18 protein-coding genes are annotated in these 18,148 nt (G+C 59.6%); 5 read left to right on the top strand and 13 right to left on the bottom strand.

Translation table 11 applies throughout. The features are described 5' to 3' along the window. Positions 1-49: 49 nt before the first annotated feature. The gene (gene mobA, locus AC3IUE_RS23935; RefSeq protein WP_056742422.1) at positions 50-652 is read right to left on the bottom strand and encodes a molybdenum cofactor guanylyltransferase MobA; all 603 of its coding nucleotides are present in this window, start codon (positions 650-652) and stop codon (positions 50-52) included. A gap of 81 nt (positions 653-733) precedes the next feature. Here mobA and moaB point away from each other — a divergent pair, with 81 nt between their 5' ends. Together moaB and AC3IUE_RS23925 are read left to right on the top strand one after the other, a co-directional pair. Next, the gene (moaB, locus tag AC3IUE_RS23930; RefSeq protein ID WP_046049182.1) at positions 734-1,273 is read left to right on the top strand and encodes a molybdenum cofactor biosynthesis protein B; all 540 of its coding nucleotides are present in this window, start codon (positions 734-736) and stop codon (positions 1,271-1,273) included. Beyond that, positions 1,257-2,483, top strand: a complete 1,227-nt coding sequence (locus AC3IUE_RS23925) for a molybdopterin molybdotransferase MoeA (protein WP_489263975.1) — start codon at positions 1,257-1,259, stop codon at positions 2,481-2,483. The genes moaB and AC3IUE_RS23925 overlap by 17 nt, the downstream gene beginning before the upstream one ends. 60 nt (positions 2,484-2,543) lie before the next feature. On the opposite strand, the gene AC3IUE_RS23920 is transcribed toward AC3IUE_RS23925, so the two are convergent. Next, positions 2,544-2,858: a hypothetical protein gene (locus tag AC3IUE_RS23920; protein ID WP_489263974.1), complete on the bottom strand. Its 315-nt coding sequence runs from the start codon at positions 2,856-2,858 to the stop codon at positions 2,544-2,546. 229 nt (positions 2,859-3,087) lie between these two features. Between AC3IUE_RS23920 and yegS the strand changes: the two genes are divergently transcribed. Next, entirely contained in the window at positions 3,088-4,005 is a 918-nt protein-coding gene (gene yegS, locus AC3IUE_RS23915) for a lipid kinase YegS (protein ID WP_056742416.1), read from the top strand. On the opposite strand, the gene AC3IUE_RS23910 is transcribed toward yegS, so the two are convergent. From AC3IUE_RS23910 to AC3IUE_RS23900, 3 genes are all read right to left on the bottom strand, one after another. Next, on the bottom strand, positions 3,989-4,648 hold the full coding sequence (locus tag AC3IUE_RS23910; RefSeq protein ID WP_046049186.1) for a response regulator: 660 nt from the start codon (positions 4,646-4,648) through the stop codon (positions 3,989-3,991). The two genes, yegS and AC3IUE_RS23910, sit on opposite strands and share 17 nt — an antisense overlap. Then, entirely contained in the window at positions 4,645-5,538 is an 894-nt protein-coding gene (locus AC3IUE_RS23905; RefSeq protein ID WP_489268938.1) for a sensor histidine kinase, read from the bottom strand. Before AC3IUE_RS23905 ends, AC3IUE_RS23910 begins: the two co-directional genes overlap by 4 nt. Positions 5,539-5,880: 342 nt before the next feature. Further along, a complete protein-coding gene (locus tag AC3IUE_RS23900; RefSeq protein WP_150656970.1) occupies positions 5,881-6,351 on the bottom strand; it encodes a hypothetical protein in 471 nt (156 codons plus the stop codon). A 462-nt stretch (positions 6,352-6,813) separates the two neighbouring features. Here AC3IUE_RS23900 and AC3IUE_RS23895 point away from each other — a divergent pair, with 462 nt between their 5' ends. Together AC3IUE_RS23895 and AC3IUE_RS23890 are read left to right on the top strand one after the other, a co-directional pair. Continuing rightward, entirely contained in the window at positions 6,814-7,749 is a 936-nt protein-coding gene (locus AC3IUE_RS23895) for a chemotaxis protein CheV (RefSeq protein WP_056742410.1), read from the top strand. Positions 7,750-7,839: 90 nt separating this feature from the next. Continuing rightward, the gene (locus AC3IUE_RS23890; protein WP_489263972.1) at positions 7,840-8,646 is read left to right on the top strand and encodes an MOSC domain-containing protein; all 807 of its coding nucleotides are present in this window, start codon (positions 7,840-7,842) and stop codon (positions 8,644-8,646) included. 72 nt (positions 8,647-8,718) lie between these two features. Here the strand turns inward: AC3IUE_RS23890 and ppnP are convergent, their stop codons facing one another. From ppnP to AC3IUE_RS23850, 8 genes are all read right to left on the bottom strand, one after another. Next, positions 8,719-9,003: a pyrimidine/purine nucleoside phosphorylase gene (gene ppnP / locus AC3IUE_RS23885; protein ID WP_007940055.1), complete on the bottom strand. Its 285-nt coding sequence runs from the start codon at positions 9,001-9,003 to the stop codon at positions 8,719-8,721. A 69-nt stretch (positions 9,004-9,072) separates the two neighbouring features. Further along, positions 9,073-9,615: a 3'-5' exonuclease gene (locus AC3IUE_RS23880; RefSeq protein ID WP_489263971.1), complete on the bottom strand. Its 543-nt coding sequence runs from the start codon at positions 9,613-9,615 to the stop codon at positions 9,073-9,075. A 71-nt stretch (positions 9,616-9,686) separates the two neighbouring features. Next, entirely contained in the window at positions 9,687-11,648 is a 1,962-nt protein-coding gene (locus AC3IUE_RS23875) for an acetyl/propionyl/methylcrotonyl-CoA carboxylase subunit alpha (protein ID WP_489263970.1), read from the bottom strand. Between the two features lie 109 nt (positions 11,649-11,757). Further along, positions 11,758-12,555, bottom strand: coding sequence for an enoyl-CoA hydratase/isomerase family protein (locus AC3IUE_RS23870; protein ID WP_489263969.1), 798 nt, complete (start codon positions 12,553-12,555; stop codon positions 11,758-11,760). Then, the gene (gene atuD / locus AC3IUE_RS23865; RefSeq protein WP_489263968.1) at positions 12,552-13,709 is read right to left on the bottom strand and encodes a citronellyl-CoA dehydrogenase; all 1,158 of its coding nucleotides are present in this window, start codon (positions 13,707-13,709) and stop codon (positions 12,552-12,554) included. Before atuD ends, AC3IUE_RS23870 begins: the two co-directional genes overlap by 4 nt. Before the next feature lie 23 nt (positions 13,710-13,732). Next, positions 13,733-15,349, bottom strand: coding sequence for a geranyl-CoA carboxylase subunit beta (gene atuC / locus AC3IUE_RS23860; RefSeq protein WP_489263967.1), 1,617 nt, complete (start codon positions 15,347-15,349; stop codon positions 13,733-13,735). A 3-nt stretch (positions 15,350-15,352) separates the two neighbouring features. Continuing rightward, positions 15,353-16,222 (bottom strand): SDR family oxidoreductase, encoded by an 870-nt coding sequence (locus AC3IUE_RS23855; protein WP_489263965.1) that lies wholly within the window; start codon positions 16,220-16,222, stop codon positions 15,353-15,355. A gap of 12 nt (positions 16,223-16,234) precedes the next feature. Beyond that, positions 16,235-18,025 carry an acyclic terpene utilization AtuA family protein gene (locus AC3IUE_RS23850; protein ID WP_489263964.1) on the bottom strand — a complete coding sequence of 597 codons (1,791 nt, stop codon included), beginning with the start codon at positions 18,023-18,025 and terminating at the stop codon, positions 16,235-16,237. Positions 18,026-18,148: the final 123 nt, after the last annotated feature.

Raw genomic sequence — 18,148 nt, 5'->3', positions numbered from 1 at the left:
TGGTTACTGTGCTTGAGACGTGTACAGCGAGCGCAAGTTCCTTCTCCTGTCAGTCTGACACAGTGTTGTGGGCACTTAATAGTTCCGGTGTGTTGAGGTTGGCCAGGCGTGGGTCATTGTCGGGGCATTGCAGGGCGGTAGCGCCCAGTTTGCGCATGAGGCGACCCGGGCTGCGTTCGCCGTCGTTCCAGGCACTGTCGAAATCGGCCGAGAGTGCCACGGGGATGATGCACAGTAGAGGTTCCCAGTGTTCGCCATGGCGCAGCATCAGCGGTTGGTCCGGATGCTGGTTGGCGGAGTCGCGCATGCTGTTGAGTAGTGCGGCGTCGATGCGCGGTACGTCACACGGCAGTACTAGCAGATGCGTATGGCGGGCGGCCTTCAGGCCTGCGCGAATACCGGCCAGGGGGCCAGGAAAGTCGCCCTCATCGTCATGAACCAGCTGGTCGGCGTAGGGCGCGTACTTTTCCAGGTTTCTGTTGCAGGAGATAATCAGGTCATCGCTCAGTGAACGGGTCTTGCGGTGCAAGTGGGCAATCAATGGCTCGCCATGCCATTCCAGCAGCCCTTTGTCCTGACCGCCCATGCGTTGGCCACGACCACCTGCCAGGAGCAGAATGGAACAGGGCGGCAAATGTGTATTCGAGGTCATGGCAGGTCTCCATGGGGGCGGCGAAAAAATGAAGCGCTGTGATATAACACCGGGCTGTTTCTCCTACAACTGGATGAGCCTATGAAAGCCAAGGCTGATGTACCTTTCGCACCGCTCAACATCGCGGTGCTGACGGTCAGCGATACCCGTACCCTGGAAACCGATACCTCAGGCCAGGTCTTCGTCGACGGTTTGAGCGCTGCCGGCCATAACCTGGCGGCCCGGGTTCTGCTCAAAGATGATCTCTACAAAATTCGCGCGCAAGTCGCCAACTGGATTGCCGACGATGTCGTGCAGGTGGTGCTGATCACTGGCGGCACCGGTTTCACGGGACGCGACAGCACTCCGGAAGCGGTAAGTTGCCTGCTGGACAAACAAGTCGACGGTTTTGGTGAGCTGTTCAGGCAGATATCGGTGGCGGATATTGGCACCTCTACTGTTCAGTCCCGTGCCCTGGCCGGCCTGGCTAATGGCACGCTGGTCTGCTGCTTGCCAGGTTCGACCAATGCCGTGCGCACCGGTTGGGATGGCATTCTTGCCGAGCAGCTGGATTCGCGGCACCGTCCGTGCAATTTCGTGGCCCATCTCAAACAGGCGGCACCCTGTGAATCCCGCGGGTAAGCCAGGCAAGACTGGCAGTCTGATGGCTGTCGAAGTGGCACTGGCGCGCTTGCTGGCAATGGCCGAAGCCTCACCGATTCGTGAGCGTGAACGCTTGCCATTGGCGCAGGTTCAGGGCCGGGTGCTGGCCGATGATCTGATCTCGACGCTTGATCTGCCACCTTGGCCCAACAGTGCCATGGACGGTTATGCCTTGCGCGTGGCCGACTGGACTGGAGAGCCACTGGTGGTCAGCCAGAAGATTTTTGCCGGTCAGGCTCCGGAGGCCTTGAAGCCTGGCACCTGCGCACGAATCTTCACTGGTGCGCCAGTGCCCGCCGGTGCAGATTGTGTCGAGATGCAGGAAAACACCGAGGTTCAGGCGGATGAGCGAGTACGTTTCACCGAAACCATGGCCCCAGGACAAAACATTCGTCCTCAAGGCCAGGAAGCTACTGTTGGTGAGTTGATTCTGCCAGCCGGCACGCGCCTCGGGCCGATTGAACAGGGGCTGGCTGCATCGCTGGGATGCGCAGAGCTGGACGTGATTCGCAAGGTTCGCGTTGCTGTTCTGTCCACCGGGGATGAACTGATTGAACCGGGTCAGGCTCTGGGGCCGGGACAGATCTACAACAGCAATCGAGTGTTGCTGTGCAGTTGGTTGCAGCGCCTGGGCTGTGAGGTGATTGATGCCGGAATTCTTCCGGATGATTTAGCGACCACCCGCACTCAACTGGGTGAGTTGAAGGATGTCGATCTGATCCTTTCCACCGGTGGTGTCTCGGTGGGAGAGGCTGACTTTCTGGGCATTGCCTTGCGTGAAGAGGGCGAGTTGACGTTGTGGAAACTCGCCATCAAACCCGGCAAACCGCTGACGTTCGGGCATTTTCGCGGCGTACCTGTAATTGGTTTGCCTGGCAATCCGGCTTCAACGCTGGTGACCTTTGCTTTGTTGGCAAGGCCCTATCTCTTGCGCCGACAGGGTGTAAAAGAGGTTGAGCCCCTGAAGTTTCAGGTGCCAGCAGGGTTTGCATGGCCAAAAGCAGGCAATCGACGCGAGTACTTGCGCGGACGTCTGGAGAATGGCCGGGCAATTATCTACAGGAATCAGAGTTCGGGTGTACTGCGTAGCGCTGCCTGGGCTGATGGTCTGGTTGAGGTGCTGGAGGAACGCACGCTGATCGAAGGTGACTACGTGAGCTTCATCCCGCTGAGCGAAGTCCTGAGCTGACTCCTGCCGCTGGCTTACTGCGCAAACCCGGTTGATCGAACCGGGTTTTGCGTTCATGGCTTACCCTTGGTGAGCCAGGAGTGTCACGAGCTGGTCGAAACGGCTATTGGCGATCCAGGCCAGAACCCCGATGACCACGGCTGTTCCGATAGCCGAATAGGCAAGCCTGTGTTTTATGGATTTGACGTCACTACGGACTTCATCCATGTCTCGTCGGATGTATTTGAGGTGTGTCTCCAACTCAACGACGCGAGATTCCATAGCAGCTTCTCCAATGGGCTTTGCGCTGTTTTTAAATTCAGCTTGATGATTGGCGCGTTTTTCTGCGAGCGGTGCAACCGGAATGACCGGTGACCTGATCTCTTTGCTTTGCATGGCACGTCCCTGTGTAGTTTCTGCTGATGTTTGATAACTTCAGGCGCCAAGGTGTACCAATCAAATGGGTCGGTCAATTGAGCCGATTCCTCACATCTTGTAAGAAAAAGTCCCGCCTTGTAGGACGCCATACGGCTCGACTTCAAATAATTCAAATTCTTGCGACTTTTATGTGGCGAGATGAGGTCAACATCTCCCATACGGAATTCAATCATGGGAGTGACAACTAATGAGCGAACGCAAGGCGCTGTTGATTCTGCATGGCAAGCAAGCGCTCAACGAGGCGGTTCGTTCTGCCGTTGCGGACAAGCGCAAACAGGGTTGGGAGCTGGCCGTTCGAGTGACCTGGGAAGCGGGCGACGCACAGCGTCTGGTAGATGAAGCACTGGCGGCAGGCTACACGCAGATCATTGCCGGTGGCGGTGACGGTACCTTGCGTGATATTGCCGAAGCCTTGGCGGCGCATTCGACGCAGGCCAGTCTGGTACTGATGCCGTTGGGGACCGCCAATGATTTTGCGCGTGCCGCCGGCGTGCCTCTGGAGCCCGGGCAGGCGCTGGAACTTCTCGACGCTGCGCCGAGGGCCATTGATCTGGGGGAGGTCGGCGGGCAGGTGTTCCTGAATATGGCCACGGGCGGTTTTGGCAGTCAGGTCACGGCAAACACCTCGGAGGACTTGAAAAAAATCCTCGGGGGCGCGGCTTACCTGTTCACCGGTTTATCGCGCTTCAGTGAGTTGCACGCAGCCTATGGCGAGTTGCAGGGGCCTGATTTCCAGTGGAGTGGCGAGCTGTTGGCATTGGGCATCGGCAATGGCCGGCAGGCCGGCGGTGGGCATGTGTTGTGTCCAGAAGCGCTGGCTGACGACGGTCTGCTGGACATCAGTATTCTGCCTGCGCCGCAGGAAGTCGTCGGCACCTTGAAAACCCTGCTGGCGGATGGCTTCGGCATCGACAACATGTTTGTGCGAGTCCGGTTGCCGTGGGTCGAAATCAAGGTCTCGGAAGGCCTCTACATCAACCTCGATGGCGAACCGCTGGAAGGTGACAACTTGCGTTTCTCGACACGTCCAGCGGCACTGCGCGTGCATCTACCTGAAAACTCGCCGCTGCTGGGGGCATCGCAATCGATCAATCATCCAGGCTGATGATCTGCTCGCGCACGGCGAACAGCACCAGGCCCGCCACATCGTAGATCTGCAAGCGCTTCATGATCTGCGAACGGTGGGTTTCAACGGTCTTGATGCTGAGGCCCAGGCCATTGGCAATTTCCCGGGTGGATTTTCCGCGAACGATCAGCCGAAGAATTTCCAGCTGACGCGCTGTCAGGTTGTGCGAGTCTGCAGGTTCCGGCTGGTTTTTCTGGGTTCGGGTCAGCGCCTGGTTGATGACGGTGTGGGCGATGGCCGGGCTCAGGTAGCGTTCGTTGTTACGCAAGGCATCCAGGGCATGTTCGAGCTCGGTAGCCGTGGTGTCCTTGAGCAGGTAGCCATGTGCACCGGATTCCAGTGCCTGCATGATGAGTGCGGGATCGGTGTGCATCGACAGGATCAGCACCTTGCTCTGCGGGCGTACTCGCTTGAGTCGCTGCAACGCGTCAAGGCCACTGGTTTCCTTCATGGAAATATCCAGCAGGATGATGTCGGGGGATAGTTGCTCGACCATCTCGAGCAACTGCGAGCCGTCATTGGCCTCACCGATTACCGCGTAGCCGGGAATATCCAGCACCAGAGCGCGCACGCCTGCCCTGATAAGCGAGTGGTCATCCACCAGAAGTAAGTTACAAGTCAACGCATAACCTTATTCGAACTGGCCCGTTCGAGCGCACGAGGCGCCCAGGGGAAGAGTGCTTCGATTTGAGTGCCTTTGCCTGGCTCGCTGGTCACGCTCAGTGTGCCTCCCAGCTGATTGATCCGTTCCGACATCCCTGCCATTCCACGTTGCCCTTCACGACCTGGATCGGTCGCTGGTGCGAAACCCAGGCCATCGTCGCTGATCAACAGCGACAGGCCCTGAGGTTGACGTTGCAGGCGGACCAACAGATTTTTCGCTTCGGCATGGCGCAATATATTGGTCACCGCTTCCTGGGTGATTCGAAAGGCGGCCAGCGTCATTTCCTCCGGTATACCGGCCAAACGCTGATGGCATTCCAGGCTCCAGTGCACCGGCGTGTTAGCCAGCGTCTTGAGTAAATGTGCCCGCAGACTGGCTTCCAGCCCGAGACTGGTCAGCTGCCTCGGATTGAGAATGGCCGATACGTCTCGCACTTTGGCCAGGGTTTCTTCCAGCGTGTCGCAGAGCACCGAACACTGGCCCTGAAGCTCTTCGGGCATTCGGCGTTTGAGCCAGTCGCTTTGAAGTTTTGCCGCGGTCAGCAATTGGCCGATGTCGTCATGCAGTTCCCGACTGAGCCGGCGCCGTTCGTTTTCCTGAACCTCCAACAGCCGGTCAGCCAACTCCTGGGGTTGAAACTTTATCGACTTGCGCGAAAGACAATACTGCACCCAGACGCAGGCCAATGCGGCGATATTGAGTACCAGCAGACTCAGCGGCAGGCGAGTGGACAGGCTATAAATCAGCAGACAGCCAAGCGCCGAGCCGGTACACAACACAAGCGTCACCAGACGCGCGTTTTTTCGGGAGGGTGGCTTTAGGGTGATCGACTTGAGGCTGGCGTACATAGCGGATGGAGCCAATGGATGTTCGCTGCGGGAAGACCTGGCATCGTGGATGACGGGTCTCTGTCTGGAGTCACTCTGCCATTAATTGACGTCAACTAATGGGCGGCATAATACCACTTAAGATACCGTTGGTCGCGTTTGGTATATAGGTCTGCAGGGTCAGGAAACAAGCGTTTATGGACAGCAGTTCCATAATGGAAAAAGTTGGGTGGCAAGAATGGTTTATTTGTTTCGAGTTGTCGTTAGCAGGTATGGAATATTCAATTGCGACATGGGCCCGCTAAAGTTAGAGGGGTAGTCATGGCAATAAAAAATCGCAGCACAGCATAGAGGCCCGATAATTCAGGCTTGTCGACCTGCAAAGGAAACGAGTGTGAACGGTTTGGAATTAGCGGGGGGTTGAAACTGACTGTGTCCGACCTGAAAGGCAAAGGCTTCGATCAGGGAGGTCTGTTCGCTGTCATCAAGGCTGAGTTGGCCGGTCTTCTGATCGATAAGCTCGAGTTGCCAGGCGATCAACGTCAGGCAGTCTTTCAGCGCACTCAGGGCCTGGTCGTGTAAATCCATGTGATTCTGGGCATGGCTCAGCAAACCATGAATGTGCAACGAAAACTCCGAAACGGCTGCCAGAGCGAGGGCATCGGCCTTGTTGGCCAGTTTGAGCAGGGTGCTCAGCATGCAGTCGATGGCATCCTTGTCATTGCTGATCAGTTGCAAATGACTCAGGCATTCCTCGGTTTTAACCAGGAGTGTCTCTGCTTCGACGAGAAACTCAGGGAGCCGGTGAGCCCACTCTTTACGATCGTTCGGCATGTTTATCTCCACAACGTCATGTCAAATGCGGGAATGTCGTGTGTGTCGACGGAGACGATCAGAGTCCCCGCATTGCTATGCCGTCGTGAGATCGCGCGCCGGCCTGTCTGGTTGCAGGCTGGGGAACTCGATAGGGTGGATGGCCACTTACCTGCGATCGCACACAAAAGCCTGACTCCGTTCATGCAATGAGAATGGCGTCACATTAATGGCTATTGGATATTGCGAATATCAGGTTGGGCCTGATTGTTACTAGGGGAATCCCTTACACGGGGGAACCAACCGAACGAAACGAGGTCTCGCGGCAGGCAATGGGGCAGATGAAATCGCCTGGCCAGTAAAGCATGATGCTAATGTGACATCAATGTTTGGTCGTGGCATTTTACACGGGGGTCAAGGTCCGGCGAAAACAGCCGATAACCCCCTTTAGTGAATTCATCAGAACAAGCCCAGGAGTCATTGATGGCCGGCATTCTCGACACAGTAGACCAACGCACGCAACTGGTGGGTGAGAATCGCCTGGAAATTCTGATGTTCCGGCTGGCCGGACGTCAATTGTTCGCGATCAACGTGTTCAAAGTGCAGGAAGTGCTGCAACTGCCGAAGCTGACCCTGATGCCCCAGCGTCATCCGTTTGTCTGCGGCGTGGTTAATCTGCGTGGCCAGACCCTGCCGGTGATCGACCTGTCCCAGGCCATCGGTATGCGTCCGCTGGTGCCAAGCCCGACCAGTACGATCATCGTTACTGAGTACAACCGTTCGGTGCAGGCGTTCCTGGTCGGTGGTGTGGACCGTATCGTCAACATGAACTGGGAGGCCATTCTGCCGCCGCCGGCCAGCGCCGGTCGTCAGCATTATTTGACTGCTATCAGCAAGGTCGACGATCAGTTGGTGGAAATCATCGACGTCGAAAAAGTCCTGGCGGAAATCGTCCCGTACAACGCCAAGGTATCGCGCGACAAACTCGACGATCCGGTTCTTGAGCGCGCCCGTGGCCGTGAAGTGCTGCTGGTGGATGACTCGAACGTGGCCCTGTCGCAATTGCGTGACACCTTGGGTCAGTTGGGCGTGAAGATGCACATCGCCAGCGATGGCTTGAAGGCACTGAACATGCTCAAGGCCTGGGCCGATACCGGTGTGAACATGACCGACAAACTGCTGATGATCTTCACCGATGCGGAAATGCCGGAAATGGACGGCTATCGCCTGACCACGGAAATCCGCAACGATCCGCGTCTGCGTGGCCTTTATGTGGTTCTGCATACCTCGTTGTCCGGCAGCTTCAACGACTCGATGGTGAAGAAGGTCGGCTGCGACAACTTCCTCTCCAAATTCCAGCCGGACAAACTCATCGATGTGGTACGCCAGCGCTTGATGCTCGATGAAGTGCCTGCCTGATAACGGTGCAAGAGGCTGGCCTGAAGTCAGCCTTTGATTCGGCGATCAAGCTCGTATAGGGTGGCGTTTTTGCCCACCAGGGAGCTGGCCATGTTGCGTCTGAGCGCGCTTTATCGTTATCCGTTGAAATCCGGCAAGGGCGAGATCCTGCAGCAGGTCAGCCTCGACAAGCTGGGCCTGGACGGTGATCGACGCTGGATGCTGGTGGACGAGGCCAGCGGGCGCTTCCTGACCCAGCGTGCGGTGGCGCAGATGAGTCAGCTGTCGGCGTTGTGGAATGCCGACGGGGGCTTGACCCTCAGTGCGCCGGGCCGCTCACCGATTGATATCGCCTTGCCCGCCAGCGACGCGGAACTGCGTGGCGTGACCATTTGGCGCGACACATTGCGTGTGCCGGATGCCGGTGACGAGGCGGGTGCCTGGGTCAGTGAATTCATTGGCAAACCGACTCGCCTGGTGCAAGTCCCTCTTGATCGCGCACGGACCACCCAGGCCGGCTACGGCAAGGACGACGATCAGGTGGCCTTCGCCGATGGCTTTCCGCTGTTGCTGATCGGACAGGCCTCGTTGGAGGACTTGTCGCAAAAGGTCGGCCGTCCGCTGGAAATGCTGCGCTTTCGGCCGAATCTGGTGATCGAGGGCAGCGAGGCGTATGCCGAAGATGGCTGGAAGCGTATCCGCATCGGCGATGTCGAGTTCCGCGTGGTCAAGTCGTGTTCACGCTGCATTCTGACCACCATCGACCCGCAAACCGGTGAGCGCAGTCAAGATCGCGAACCTCTGGCTACGTTGCAGAAGTACCGTGCCGAAGCCGACGGTGCGATGTTCGGACAGAACCTGGTCAACGACAGCAATGGTCAACTTGAAGTCGGTATGCCGGTGACGGTCCTGGAATAAGACAATCAGAATAAAAAATGCCCGTGTCCAAGGACGCGGGCATTTTTTTTGTCGCTGTGAAAACCCAGGGTTTTAGCCGCGGTATTCGCACAGGTAAGCGGTGTCGACGGCCACTTTCAGCTGGAACTTGCTGTTGGCGGGTACGTTGAACTGGCTGCCGGCGGCGAAGGTTTCCCAGTCGCTGCTGTCCGGCAGTTTGACGGTCAGGGCGCCGGACACCACGTGCATGATTTCACGCTGGCTGGTGCCGAATTCGTATTCGCCCGGTGCCATGACGCCGATGGTCGCAGGACCTTCAGCGGTGCCAAAGGCGATCGACTTGACGGTGCCGTCGAAGTACTCGTTGACTTTAAACATGGGCGATTCCTCGAAAAGGGCTAAAAAGGGCCGGCCAGTATGCACAAGGCCCATGCCGGCGTCACCTCTCTAAGACGGAAGAACCAGAGGCAATAATCGTGCGGTATTGCGCGCATCTTCCAGCGCCCGATGTTGTTGGCCATTGAACTGCATACCCGCCAGTTGCAGCGCGCCGTTGAGCCCCAGTGGGCGTTCCAGCCGGCGAGCCTTGGCAAAGCGCTGTTTGAGGTTCATGTGCGGCACTCGGCTCAGGGCGCTGTCGAGTTGCAGGCGCTCCCACTCCTGAACCAACTGTTTGCGATCGTAATCGCCCCAACTGGCCCAACCTTCGAGGCGCGAGTGATGCTGGCCGAGCCAGTGCTCGAATGACGCCCAGACCTCACTCAGAGGCTGCGCGGCATCGATGTTGGCCTGGGTGATGCGGGTCAGTTGCCGGCAAAACGGCGTCAGCAAAGGCCGACGCGTCGGGCGCACGAAGCGTTGAAAGCTATCCAGTTCTCGGCCTTTTCGGTCCACCAGGGTGGCGCCGATTTCGATGATTTCCATTTCCGTTACTGGCCAACCACCCTCATCGGTGGTGGCTTCTAGATCAATGACCAGCCAGTGAGGCATCGCAGGGTTCCTGGTATCCGCGTCCTGATAGGGCTTGAGCGTAGCCAAACCCGGCGGATCCGCCTAGCGGCTTATTCGACCTCCAACAAAATCTGACGATTTTTCACCTGGTCACCGACCCTGACCTGCAAGCGTTTGAGCACGCCGTCGATGCCCGACTTAAGCGGATGCTCCATTTTCATGGCCTCCAGCACCACCAACAACTGGCCTTTACTGACCGGGCTGCCCTCCGTCACCAGCACATCGACGATCGCCCCGTCCATCGGAGCCTTGAGGGTGCCGGTGCTGACGCTGGCCTGGCTGTTGACCACGGCTTGCGTCCGGTCCACCAGCCGTAGGTTGCCGGGTCGGGTGAACAGCCAGAGTTGCCCTGCCTCAAGACGATAAGCATGACGTCGCCGGATTCCGTTGATTTCCAGGCTAGCGCAGCGTCCGTCGCACTGGATGACCTTCAATTCAAAGGGCGTTGTGGCCACTTGAATCCGATACGGTTCACCCGGCACAGCATTCAATTCCACCGACCAATCCTGATCCTCAAGGCCGATTCGATAGTGCAAGGGCACGCTGGCGTTGTTGCGCCAACCGGCCAGTGGCGCGTGGTGAGACTGCGCCGAGGCCTGATAGAACAATGCAGCCGCGATGGCCAGTTCTTCGGCGCTCGGCACATGCGCATGCAGGCAGGGATGCTCGGCAAAGTGTGTCGGGATGAACCCGGTGCTGAACTCGCCACTGATGAACTGTGGGTGTTCGAGCAGGCTGGCGAGCAAGCGCTGATTGCTCTGTACGCCAAGCAGCACACTGTCCTGCACCGCCCGCAGCAACTGGCGCCGGGCTTCTTCGCGGGTGGCGCCGTGGGCGATGATCTTGCCCAGCATCGGGTCATAAAACGGGCTGATTGTCTGGCCTTCGATCAAGCCATGATCGATCCGCACACCGCGCTGCAACGCAGGCTCCCACGCGGTGATGCGACCGGTTTGTGGGAGAAAAGCGTGTGCCGGATCTTCGGCGTACAAACGGACTTCCATGGCATGGCCGCTGAGCTGAACCTGCTCCTGTCGCAAGGGCAGAGGCAGTCCTTCGGCGACGTGCAACTGCCAGGCCACCAGATCGAGGCCGGTAATCAATTCGGTCACCGGGTGCTCCACCTGGAGTCGGGTGTTCATCTCCAGGAAGTAAAACTGCCCGCGCGCATCCAGCAGGAACTCGACAGTGCCAGCGCCGACGTAATTCACGGCGCGACCCGCCTTGAGCGCCGCTTCGCCCATGGCCTGACGCAACTCGGCGGTCATCACCGGGCAGGGCGCTTCTTCGATGACTTTTTGATGGCGACGCTGGATCGAACAGTCGCGCTCGCCAAGGTAGATCAGGTTGCCGTGCTGGTCGCCGAACAGTTGAACTTCGACGTGACGCGGGTCGATCAGCGCTTGCTCGAGAATCAGTTCGTCACTGCCAAACCCATGCAGCGCTTCGGAGCGGGCGGTGCGCAGTTGCTCGAGCAAATCACTGGCCTCGTGCACCAGGCGCATGCCACGCCCGCCACCGCCGGCACTGGCCTTGATCATCAGCGGATAGCCGATGCGTGCAGCTTCGCGGCTAAGGGTTGCGTCGTCCTGTTCTTCGCCCTGATAACCCTTGATGCACGGTACACCGGCATCGAGCATGGCGAGTTTCGACAGGCGTTTGCTGCCCATCAGTTCGATGGCTTCGGGGCTGGGGCCGATGAAGGTGATGTCGGCATCCTGGCAGGCGCGGGCGAACCCGGCGTTTTCCGAGAGGAAGCCGTAGCCCGGATGGATTGCGTCAGCGCCCGTGCGCCGGGCGGCGTCGAGAATGGCCGGAATATTCAGATAGGACTGCTGCACCGGAGCCGGACCGATGTTCACGGCTTCGTCGGCCATCTGCACATGCAGCGCATCGGCGTCGGCATCGCTGAAGATTGCGACCGTGCGATAACCCAAGGCCTGGGCGGTGCGCTGGATGCGACAGGCGATTTCACCGCGGTTGGCAATCAGGATTTTTCTGAAGGCGGGCATTGGGTCTTCTCTCAAAGTGTGCGGTGACAGTGAAGGCGTCATCGCGAGCAAGCTCGCTCCCACAGGGGAATGCATTTCAAATGTGGGAGCGAGCTTGCTCGCGATGCTTTTAAAGGGCCCACCCCGGTTTACGCTTTTGTACGAAGGCCATGGTCCCCTCAATACCTTCAGCCCCGGTCACCGCCTCGCTGAACAAATCGGCCGCTTCATCCAGCAACGCATTCGATGGCTGTCCGGCACTCGCCAGCAACAACTTTTTGGTCGTCGCATTAGCCTCCGGTGCGCAGCACAACACGTGGGCCAATATTTCATCGAGACGCTCGGCCAACGCTTGCGCGTCATGTTCGACAAAATGCACCAATCCCATGCGCCGTGCGTGTGTGCCATCGAAACGTGCCGCGGTCAGCGCCAGTCGGCGAGTCTGAGTCAGGCCGATGCGCTGCACCACGAACGGCGCGATTTGCGCTGGCAGCAGACCGAGGCTGGTTTCCGGCAGACCGAATTGCGCCTGGTGATCGGCCAAGGCGACGTCGCTGACGCAGGCCAGACCGAAACCACCGCCGAGCACTGCGCCTTGCAGCACCGTGATCACCACTTGTGGTGCGTGTTGCACCTCTTGCAGCAGCGCACCGAATGCGCGATTCAAGTCGCGATAGGCGCTCGGGCCTTGAGCGCGTGCGTTGGCCATGTCCTTGATGTCGCCACCGGCGCAAAAATGCCCGCCGGCACCACCGATCACCAAGGCACGAATCTCACGGTCATCGCGCACGGCCAACAGCACGGCACGCAGTTCCGCGACCATCAACAGGCTCATGGCATTGCGGCTTTCCGGGCGGTTGAGGGTGATGTGCAGGACACCGTTATGCGATTCCAGCAGCAAGGTCTGGCAAACCGGCAGGGTGCTCATTTCTTTTTCCCCGGCAGGATGCCCATGAGTTTGCAGATGATCCCCAGCATGATTTCGTCGGCACCGCCGCCGATCGACACCAGCCGTACGTCACGGTAAGCACGGGCCACCGGGTTGTCCCACATGAAGCCCATGCCGCCCCAATATTGCAGGCAGCTGTCGCTGACTTCCCGGCCCAGACGCCCGGCCTTGAGTTTGGCCATCGACGCCAAGCGCGTGACGTCCTGGCCTTTGATGTACTGCTCGGTGGCCTGATAGACCAACGCCCGCAGGCATTCGATTTCGGTTTGCAGTTCGGCCAGGCGGAAGTGGATGACCTGGTTATCGATCAGCGCATTGCCGAAGGTTTTGCGCTCCTTGCAGTACTCGATGGTGCTGTCGACGCAGTACTCCAGGCCCTTGATCATGTTAGCCGCGCCGAACAGCCGTTCCTCCTGGAACTGCAGCATCTGCATCATGAACCCCGCGCCTTCATGGCCGATGCGGTTGCGTTGCGGCACGCGCACGTTGTCGAAAAACACCTGAGCGGTTTCCGAACTGCGCATGCCGAGCTTGTCCAGGTGCGAGCTGAGGCTGATGCCTGACGTGTTCATCGGCACCATGATCAGTGACTTGTTGATGTGCGGTTTGTCGTCCGAGGTGTTGGCCAGCAGGCAGATGAAATCCGCGCTCGGCGAGTTGGTGATCCACATCTTGCTGCCGTTGATCACGTAGTCGTCGCCGTCCTTGCGGGCGGTGGTTTTCAAACCGGCCACGTCGGAACCGGCGCCGACTTCGGAAACACCGATGCAGCCGACCTGCTCGCCAGTAATCGCCGGCCGCAGGAATTCTTCGCGCAATTCATCGGAGCCGAAACGCGCAAGCGCCGGGGTGCACATGTCGGTTTGCACGCCGATGGACATCGGAATGCCGCCGCAGTGGATGGTGCCGAACTCTTCAGCCGCGACGATCGAGTAGCTGTAATCGAGCCCCATGCCGCCAAACTTTTCCGGTTTGGAAATCCCCAGCAAGCCGAGGTCGCCGGCCTTGCGGAAGATCTCGTGGATCGGAAAGCGTCCGGCCTTTTCCCATGCCTCGACGTGAGGATTGATCTCGTGATCGACGAATTGGCGGACGGTGCGGCGCAGTGCTTCGTGTTCCTGGGTGAAGATCATTCTTATTGTTCTCCTGAGCGCCCTTAGAAACGGGCTACGCCAAAACTGTTGGTTTGCAGCGGCCGCACTTCGGCTTCATGACAGATATCCAGCAAGTACCCGAGCAAGGTCCGGGTGTCGCGAGGATCGATCAACCCGTCGTCCCACAAACTGGCGCTGCCGTACAGCGCGGTGGACTGGCTGTCGAGTTTCTGCGCGGTGACCTGTTCCAGCATGTCGAGCATTTTCGGGTCGGGCACCAGACCGTCCTTGGCCTGTTTGGCCTCGGTGACGATCCGCAGCACTTTGCCGGCCTGGGCGCCGCCCATCACCGCCGTGCGGCTGTTCGGCCAGGCGAAAATGAAGCGCGGGTCGAGGCCGCGGCCGCACATCGCGTAGTTGCCGGCGCCGTAGGAGCCACCGACGACGATGGTCAGTTTAGGCACGCGGGCATTGGCCACCGCTTGAATCATTTTCGCGCCGTGTTTGATCACGCCTTGCTGTTCCGACTCGGTGCCGACCATGAATCCGGTGGTGTTGTGAAAAAACAGCAGCGGCGTCTGGCTCTGGTCGCAGAGCTGAATGAACTGCGCCGCCTTGCTCGCACCCTTGGGTGTGATCGGCCCATTGTTGCCAATGAACCCGCAGGCGCGGCCTTGAATCTGCAAATGACCGCAGACGGTTTGCTGATCGAACTCACCCTTGAATTCGAGAAAGTTCGAGCCGTCGGCAATCCGCGCGATGATTTCGCGCACGTCGTAAGGTTTTTTCGCGTCGTCAGGAATCAGCCCGAGCAACTCGTCGATGGGGTAGAGCGGTTCTTCCCACCGACGTTCGGGTACCCAGGGCAGCTGATCGTTCCACGGCAACAGGCTGACAATCTCGCGCACCTGGCGCACGCCATCGGCATCGTTTTCGGCCAGGTATTCCGCGGTGCCGGCGATTTGCGCGTGCATCTCGGCGCCGCCCAGTGCTTCATCGGTGGCGACTTCGCCGGTGGCAGCCTTGAGCAGCGGCGGGCCGGCCAGAAACAGCTTGGCCTTGCCACGCACCACCACCACGTAATCCGACAACCCTGGCTGATAAGCGCCGCCCGCCGTGGCCGAGCCATGGACCACGGTGATTTGCGGCAGGCCCATGGCTGACATCCGCGCCTGATTGGCAAAGCTGCGGGCACCTTCGACGAAAATCTCCGCCGCGTAATTGAGGTTGGCGCCACCGCTTTCGGCCAGGGTAACGACCGGCAGTTTGTTCTCCATGGCGATCTGTTGCAGGCGCAGGGATTTTTTCAAACCGCTGGGGGAAATGGTCCCGCCCTTGATCGCACTGTTGTTCGCCACCACCAGCACGCGCACGCCGGACACGTAACCGATCCCGGCGATCAAGCCGCCGCCTGCGGAGCTGCCGTCCTTGTCGTCATGCAGTTTGTAGCCGGCCAGGCTGGCCAGTTCGAGGAACGGGGCGCCGGGGTCCAGCAGCAGATTGAGGCGTTCACGGGGCAACAATTGGCCGCGCTTGTCGAACCGGGGTTTGGCTTCGGCCGCCTTGTTCAGCAAGTTCTGTTCGAGCTGACGGACGTGCTCGATGCCGACCAACATCGCCGCGCGATTGCGCGCGAACTGTTCGCTGAACGGGTCCACTTGCGACTGAATCACCGGCATGACTTATTCCTTATCCTTGAGGACGTCCGGCAAGTAAGCGCGATGGAAGCCGTTATACGACTCGCTGATCTGCGCCTTGTGTATCGGCCAGGCGCGCCCGCCCAGGCTGGCGGCGCCGTCGATGCGCAAGGTGCTGCCACTGACAAACGCCGCGGCCGGGCTGAGCAGGAAAACGATCGCCGCGCTGACTTCCGATTCGGTGCCGATGCGTTTCAGTGGAACGTGCTCACGCAGCGTCGGGATCACCGCTTTGAACGCGCCTTCGTAGGTGTCCATGCCACTGGACGCGATCCAGCCCGGCGCCACGGCGTTGACCCGCACCCCGGCATAACCCCATTCGAACGCGGCGGTTTTGGTGAGGTTGTCCATGCCCGAACGCGCCGCGCCCGAGTGGCCCATGCCGGGCATGCCGCCCCACATGTCGGCGAGCATGTTGACGATGGCGCCGCCGTGCTTGCTCATGGATTGGTTGAACACTTCCCGGGCCATCAGGAAGCCGCCCATCAGGTTGGTGCGCAACACCGTATCGAAGCCTTTCTGATTGATCGACGCCAGCGGCGACGGGTACTGCCCGCCGGCATTATTGACCAGGCCGTGAATCGGTCCGTACTTGCGGATCAACTCGCTGACCACATGCGTGACCGCTTCTTCCTCACGAATATCGCAGACCATCCAATCCGCCTTGCCGCCATCTTCGGTAATCTCGGCCACGACGTTTTTCAGCTTGTCGGCCTTGCGTCCGAGCAGCAGCACATGGGCGCCGAGGGCCGCCAGTTCGTGAGCGGTGCAACGGCCGATGCCGCTGCCGCCACCGGTGACGATGATGTTTTGGCCTGCAAACAAATCGGCTTTGAAAATCGAATCGTAAGCCATGGCGACAGTCCTCTAGTTGACCTGGTCGGCGATGCGCTGAGGCACCGATATCTGGATTTCCAGCAGTTGCTGGGCGAAGGCCTTGCCTTGCGGGTCGATCCGCAGGCTAGCCACGCCACCGCCTCCCAGGGCGTTTTCCAGCAGAAAATTAAGGCTGTGGGTGCCCGGCAGGTACCAGCGTTCGACACGTCCGTGGATCGGGTCGAGGACGTGACTCATCCAGTCGACGATCACTTCCGGCGTCAAGGCTTCGGCAATCCACGGCAGGTACTCCGGCTTGCGGGCCATGACGCCGATGTTGCTGTGATTGCCCTTGTCACCGGAGCGCGCCACCGCAAGTTTGACCAGGGCCACGCTGGCATCGGCCCGGTCTGAGGGTTTCGGTGGGGCGCACGCCACGGGCAGGTCGGCGGTGTCGAGCACATCAACGGCGGGCAGGGCGCAGGGGTGGCGCTGGCCCTTGAGATCAATTTCCAGCGTGCAGGCGGTTTTGTCGATAAGGAACGAGAACAGCCGGATCAGCGGATACACCGTCGGCCGTCCACCGACAATCCCGGTCAGTCCCGGCGCCATGCCGGTGGCGGCCTGGGCGATCTCCCGGGAGAACACAATCAACGCCTGTTTACCCGGATGGCGCACCGCGAGTTTGATCACCACTTCGCGACTGTCCTGACGCTGACCGTGGTGGCCGTAAGTGGCCTCGCTGCCGAGCAGTTCGATGTTCACTTCGCTGTAGGGCGCCCAGCCACGCTGGCTGAAGATTTCCGAGGTCTTGTTGATGATCGCTTCGCTGACTCGACGCGCCTTGTCGACCGCATCTATCCCGGCGATCAGGCAGCTGGCGGTGCAGCGGAAACCGTCCGGGTACGTCGCGCTGACCTTGTACTGATCGGTCGGCGGCAAGCCTTTTGCGCCGTGCACCTGAACCGCATTTTTGCCTTGTTGCACGAGTTTGACTTCAGTGAAATCGCAGACCACGTCCGGCAGCAGATACGCCTGCGGGTTGCCGATTTCATACAGCATCTGCTCGCCGACCGTCAGCGGTGTGACCAGCCCGCCGGAGCCTTCGGGTTTGCTGACGATGAACTGGCTGTCGGCGCTGACTTCGACGATGGGGAAGCCGATGTGTTCGTAGTCGGGCACCTCGCGCCAATCGGTGAAGTTGCCGCCGGTGCACTGGGCGCCGCATTCGATGATGTGCCCGGCCAATGCGGCTTGGGCGAGTTTGTCGTAGTCGTGCCACGACCAGCCGAACTCATGCACCAGCGCGGCACTGACCACGGCGCTGTCGACCACGCGCCCGGTGATGACGATGTCGGCGCCCAGACGCAGGGCTTCGACGATGCCCGGTGCGCCGAGGTAGGCGTTGGTCGAGACGCACATCGGCGGCAAGGGCGCGCCGCTGAACATTTCATGGATACCGCTGCTGCCCAGCTGTTTGAGCTGCGGCTGCAGGTCATCGCCCAGCAGCACGGCGATTTTCAGCGCCACTCCGGCCTTGTCGCAGGCCGCTTGCAGGGCGGCGGCGCAGGCTTGCGGATTGACCCCGCCGGCGTTGCTGATGACGCGGATTTTCTGTTCGGCGAGTTGACCCAACAGCGGGCTGAGGACTTCGATGAAGTCGCTGGCGTAACCGGCCTGGGGATCTTTCATCCGCGCGCCGGCCATGATCGACATCGTGATTTCGGCCAGATAATCGAAGACCAGATAGTTCAGACGCCCACCTTCCACCAGTTGCGCGGCGGCGGTCGAGGTGTCGCCCCAGAAGGCGCTGGCGCAACCGATGCGGATTGTTTTTGGCACAGTCAACTCCATAACCACCCCCGACAGAAGTACATCGAGACTACCAAGCAAGCGCTTGGTTTGTAAACGGCTGAAATATCTTCTGCCCGAGCGCTTGCTTGGTCGCTCCGGCCAGCTTAAATT

It is taken from the genome of Pseudomonas sp. GL_093 (assembly GCF_057837605.1).
The sequence above is the reverse complement of the archived record's forward strand: the minus strand, read 5'-3'. Positions and strand labels throughout refer to the sequence as shown.

Excerpts from the sequence above, each read along its gene's own strand:
- mobA (WP_056742422.1), bottom strand. The coding sequence starts at position 652 with ATGACCTCGAATACACATTTGCCGCCCTGTTCCATTCTGCTCCTGGCA.
- moaB (WP_046049182.1), top strand. The coding sequence starts at position 734 with ATGAAAGCCAAGGCTGATGTACCTTTCGCACCGCTCAACATCGCGGTG.
- AC3IUE_RS23920 (WP_489263974.1), bottom strand. The coding sequence starts at position 2,858 with ATGCAAAGCAAAGAGATCAGGTCACCGGTCATTCCGGTTGCACCGCTC.
- yegS (WP_056742416.1), top strand. The coding sequence starts at position 3,088 with ATGAGCGAACGCAAGGCGCTGTTGATTCTGCATGGCAAGCAAGCGCTC.
- AC3IUE_RS23905 (WP_489268938.1), bottom strand. The coding sequence starts at position 5,538 with ATGTACGCCAGCCTCAAGTCGATCACCCTAAAGCCACCCTCCCGAAAA.
- AC3IUE_RS23900 (WP_150656970.1), bottom strand. The coding sequence starts at position 6,351 with ATGCCGAACGATCGTAAAGAGTGGGCTCACCGGCTCCCTGAGTTTCTC.
- AC3IUE_RS23895 (WP_056742410.1), top strand. The coding sequence starts at position 6,814 with ATGGCCGGCATTCTCGACACAGTAGACCAACGCACGCAACTGGTGGGT.
- AC3IUE_RS23890 (WP_489263972.1), top strand. The coding sequence starts at position 7,840 with ATGTTGCGTCTGAGCGCGCTTTATCGTTATCCGTTGAAATCCGGCAAG.
- ppnP (WP_007940055.1), bottom strand. The coding sequence starts at position 9,003 with ATGTTTAAAGTCAACGAGTACTTCGACGGCACCGTCAAGTCGATCGCC.
- AC3IUE_RS23880 (WP_489263971.1), bottom strand. The coding sequence starts at position 9,615 with ATGCCTCACTGGCTGGTCATTGATCTAGAAGCCACCACCGATGAGGGT.
- AC3IUE_RS23875 (WP_489263970.1), bottom strand. The coding sequence starts at position 11,648 with ATGCCCGCCTTCAGAAAAATCCTGATTGCCAACCGCGGTGAAATCGCC.
- AC3IUE_RS23870 (WP_489263969.1), bottom strand. The coding sequence starts at position 12,555 with ATGAGCACCCTGCCGGTTTGCCAGACCTTGCTGCTGGAATCGCATAAC.
- atuD (WP_489263968.1), bottom strand. The coding sequence starts at position 13,709 with ATGATCTTCACCCAGGAACACGAAGCACTGCGCCGCACCGTCCGCCAA.
- atuC (WP_489263967.1), bottom strand. The coding sequence starts at position 15,349 with ATGCCGGTGATTCAGTCGCAAGTGGACCCGTTCAGCGAACAGTTCGCG.
- AC3IUE_RS23855 (WP_489263965.1), bottom strand. The coding sequence starts at position 16,222 with ATGGCTTACGATTCGATTTTCAAAGCCGATTTGTTTGCAGGCCAAAAC.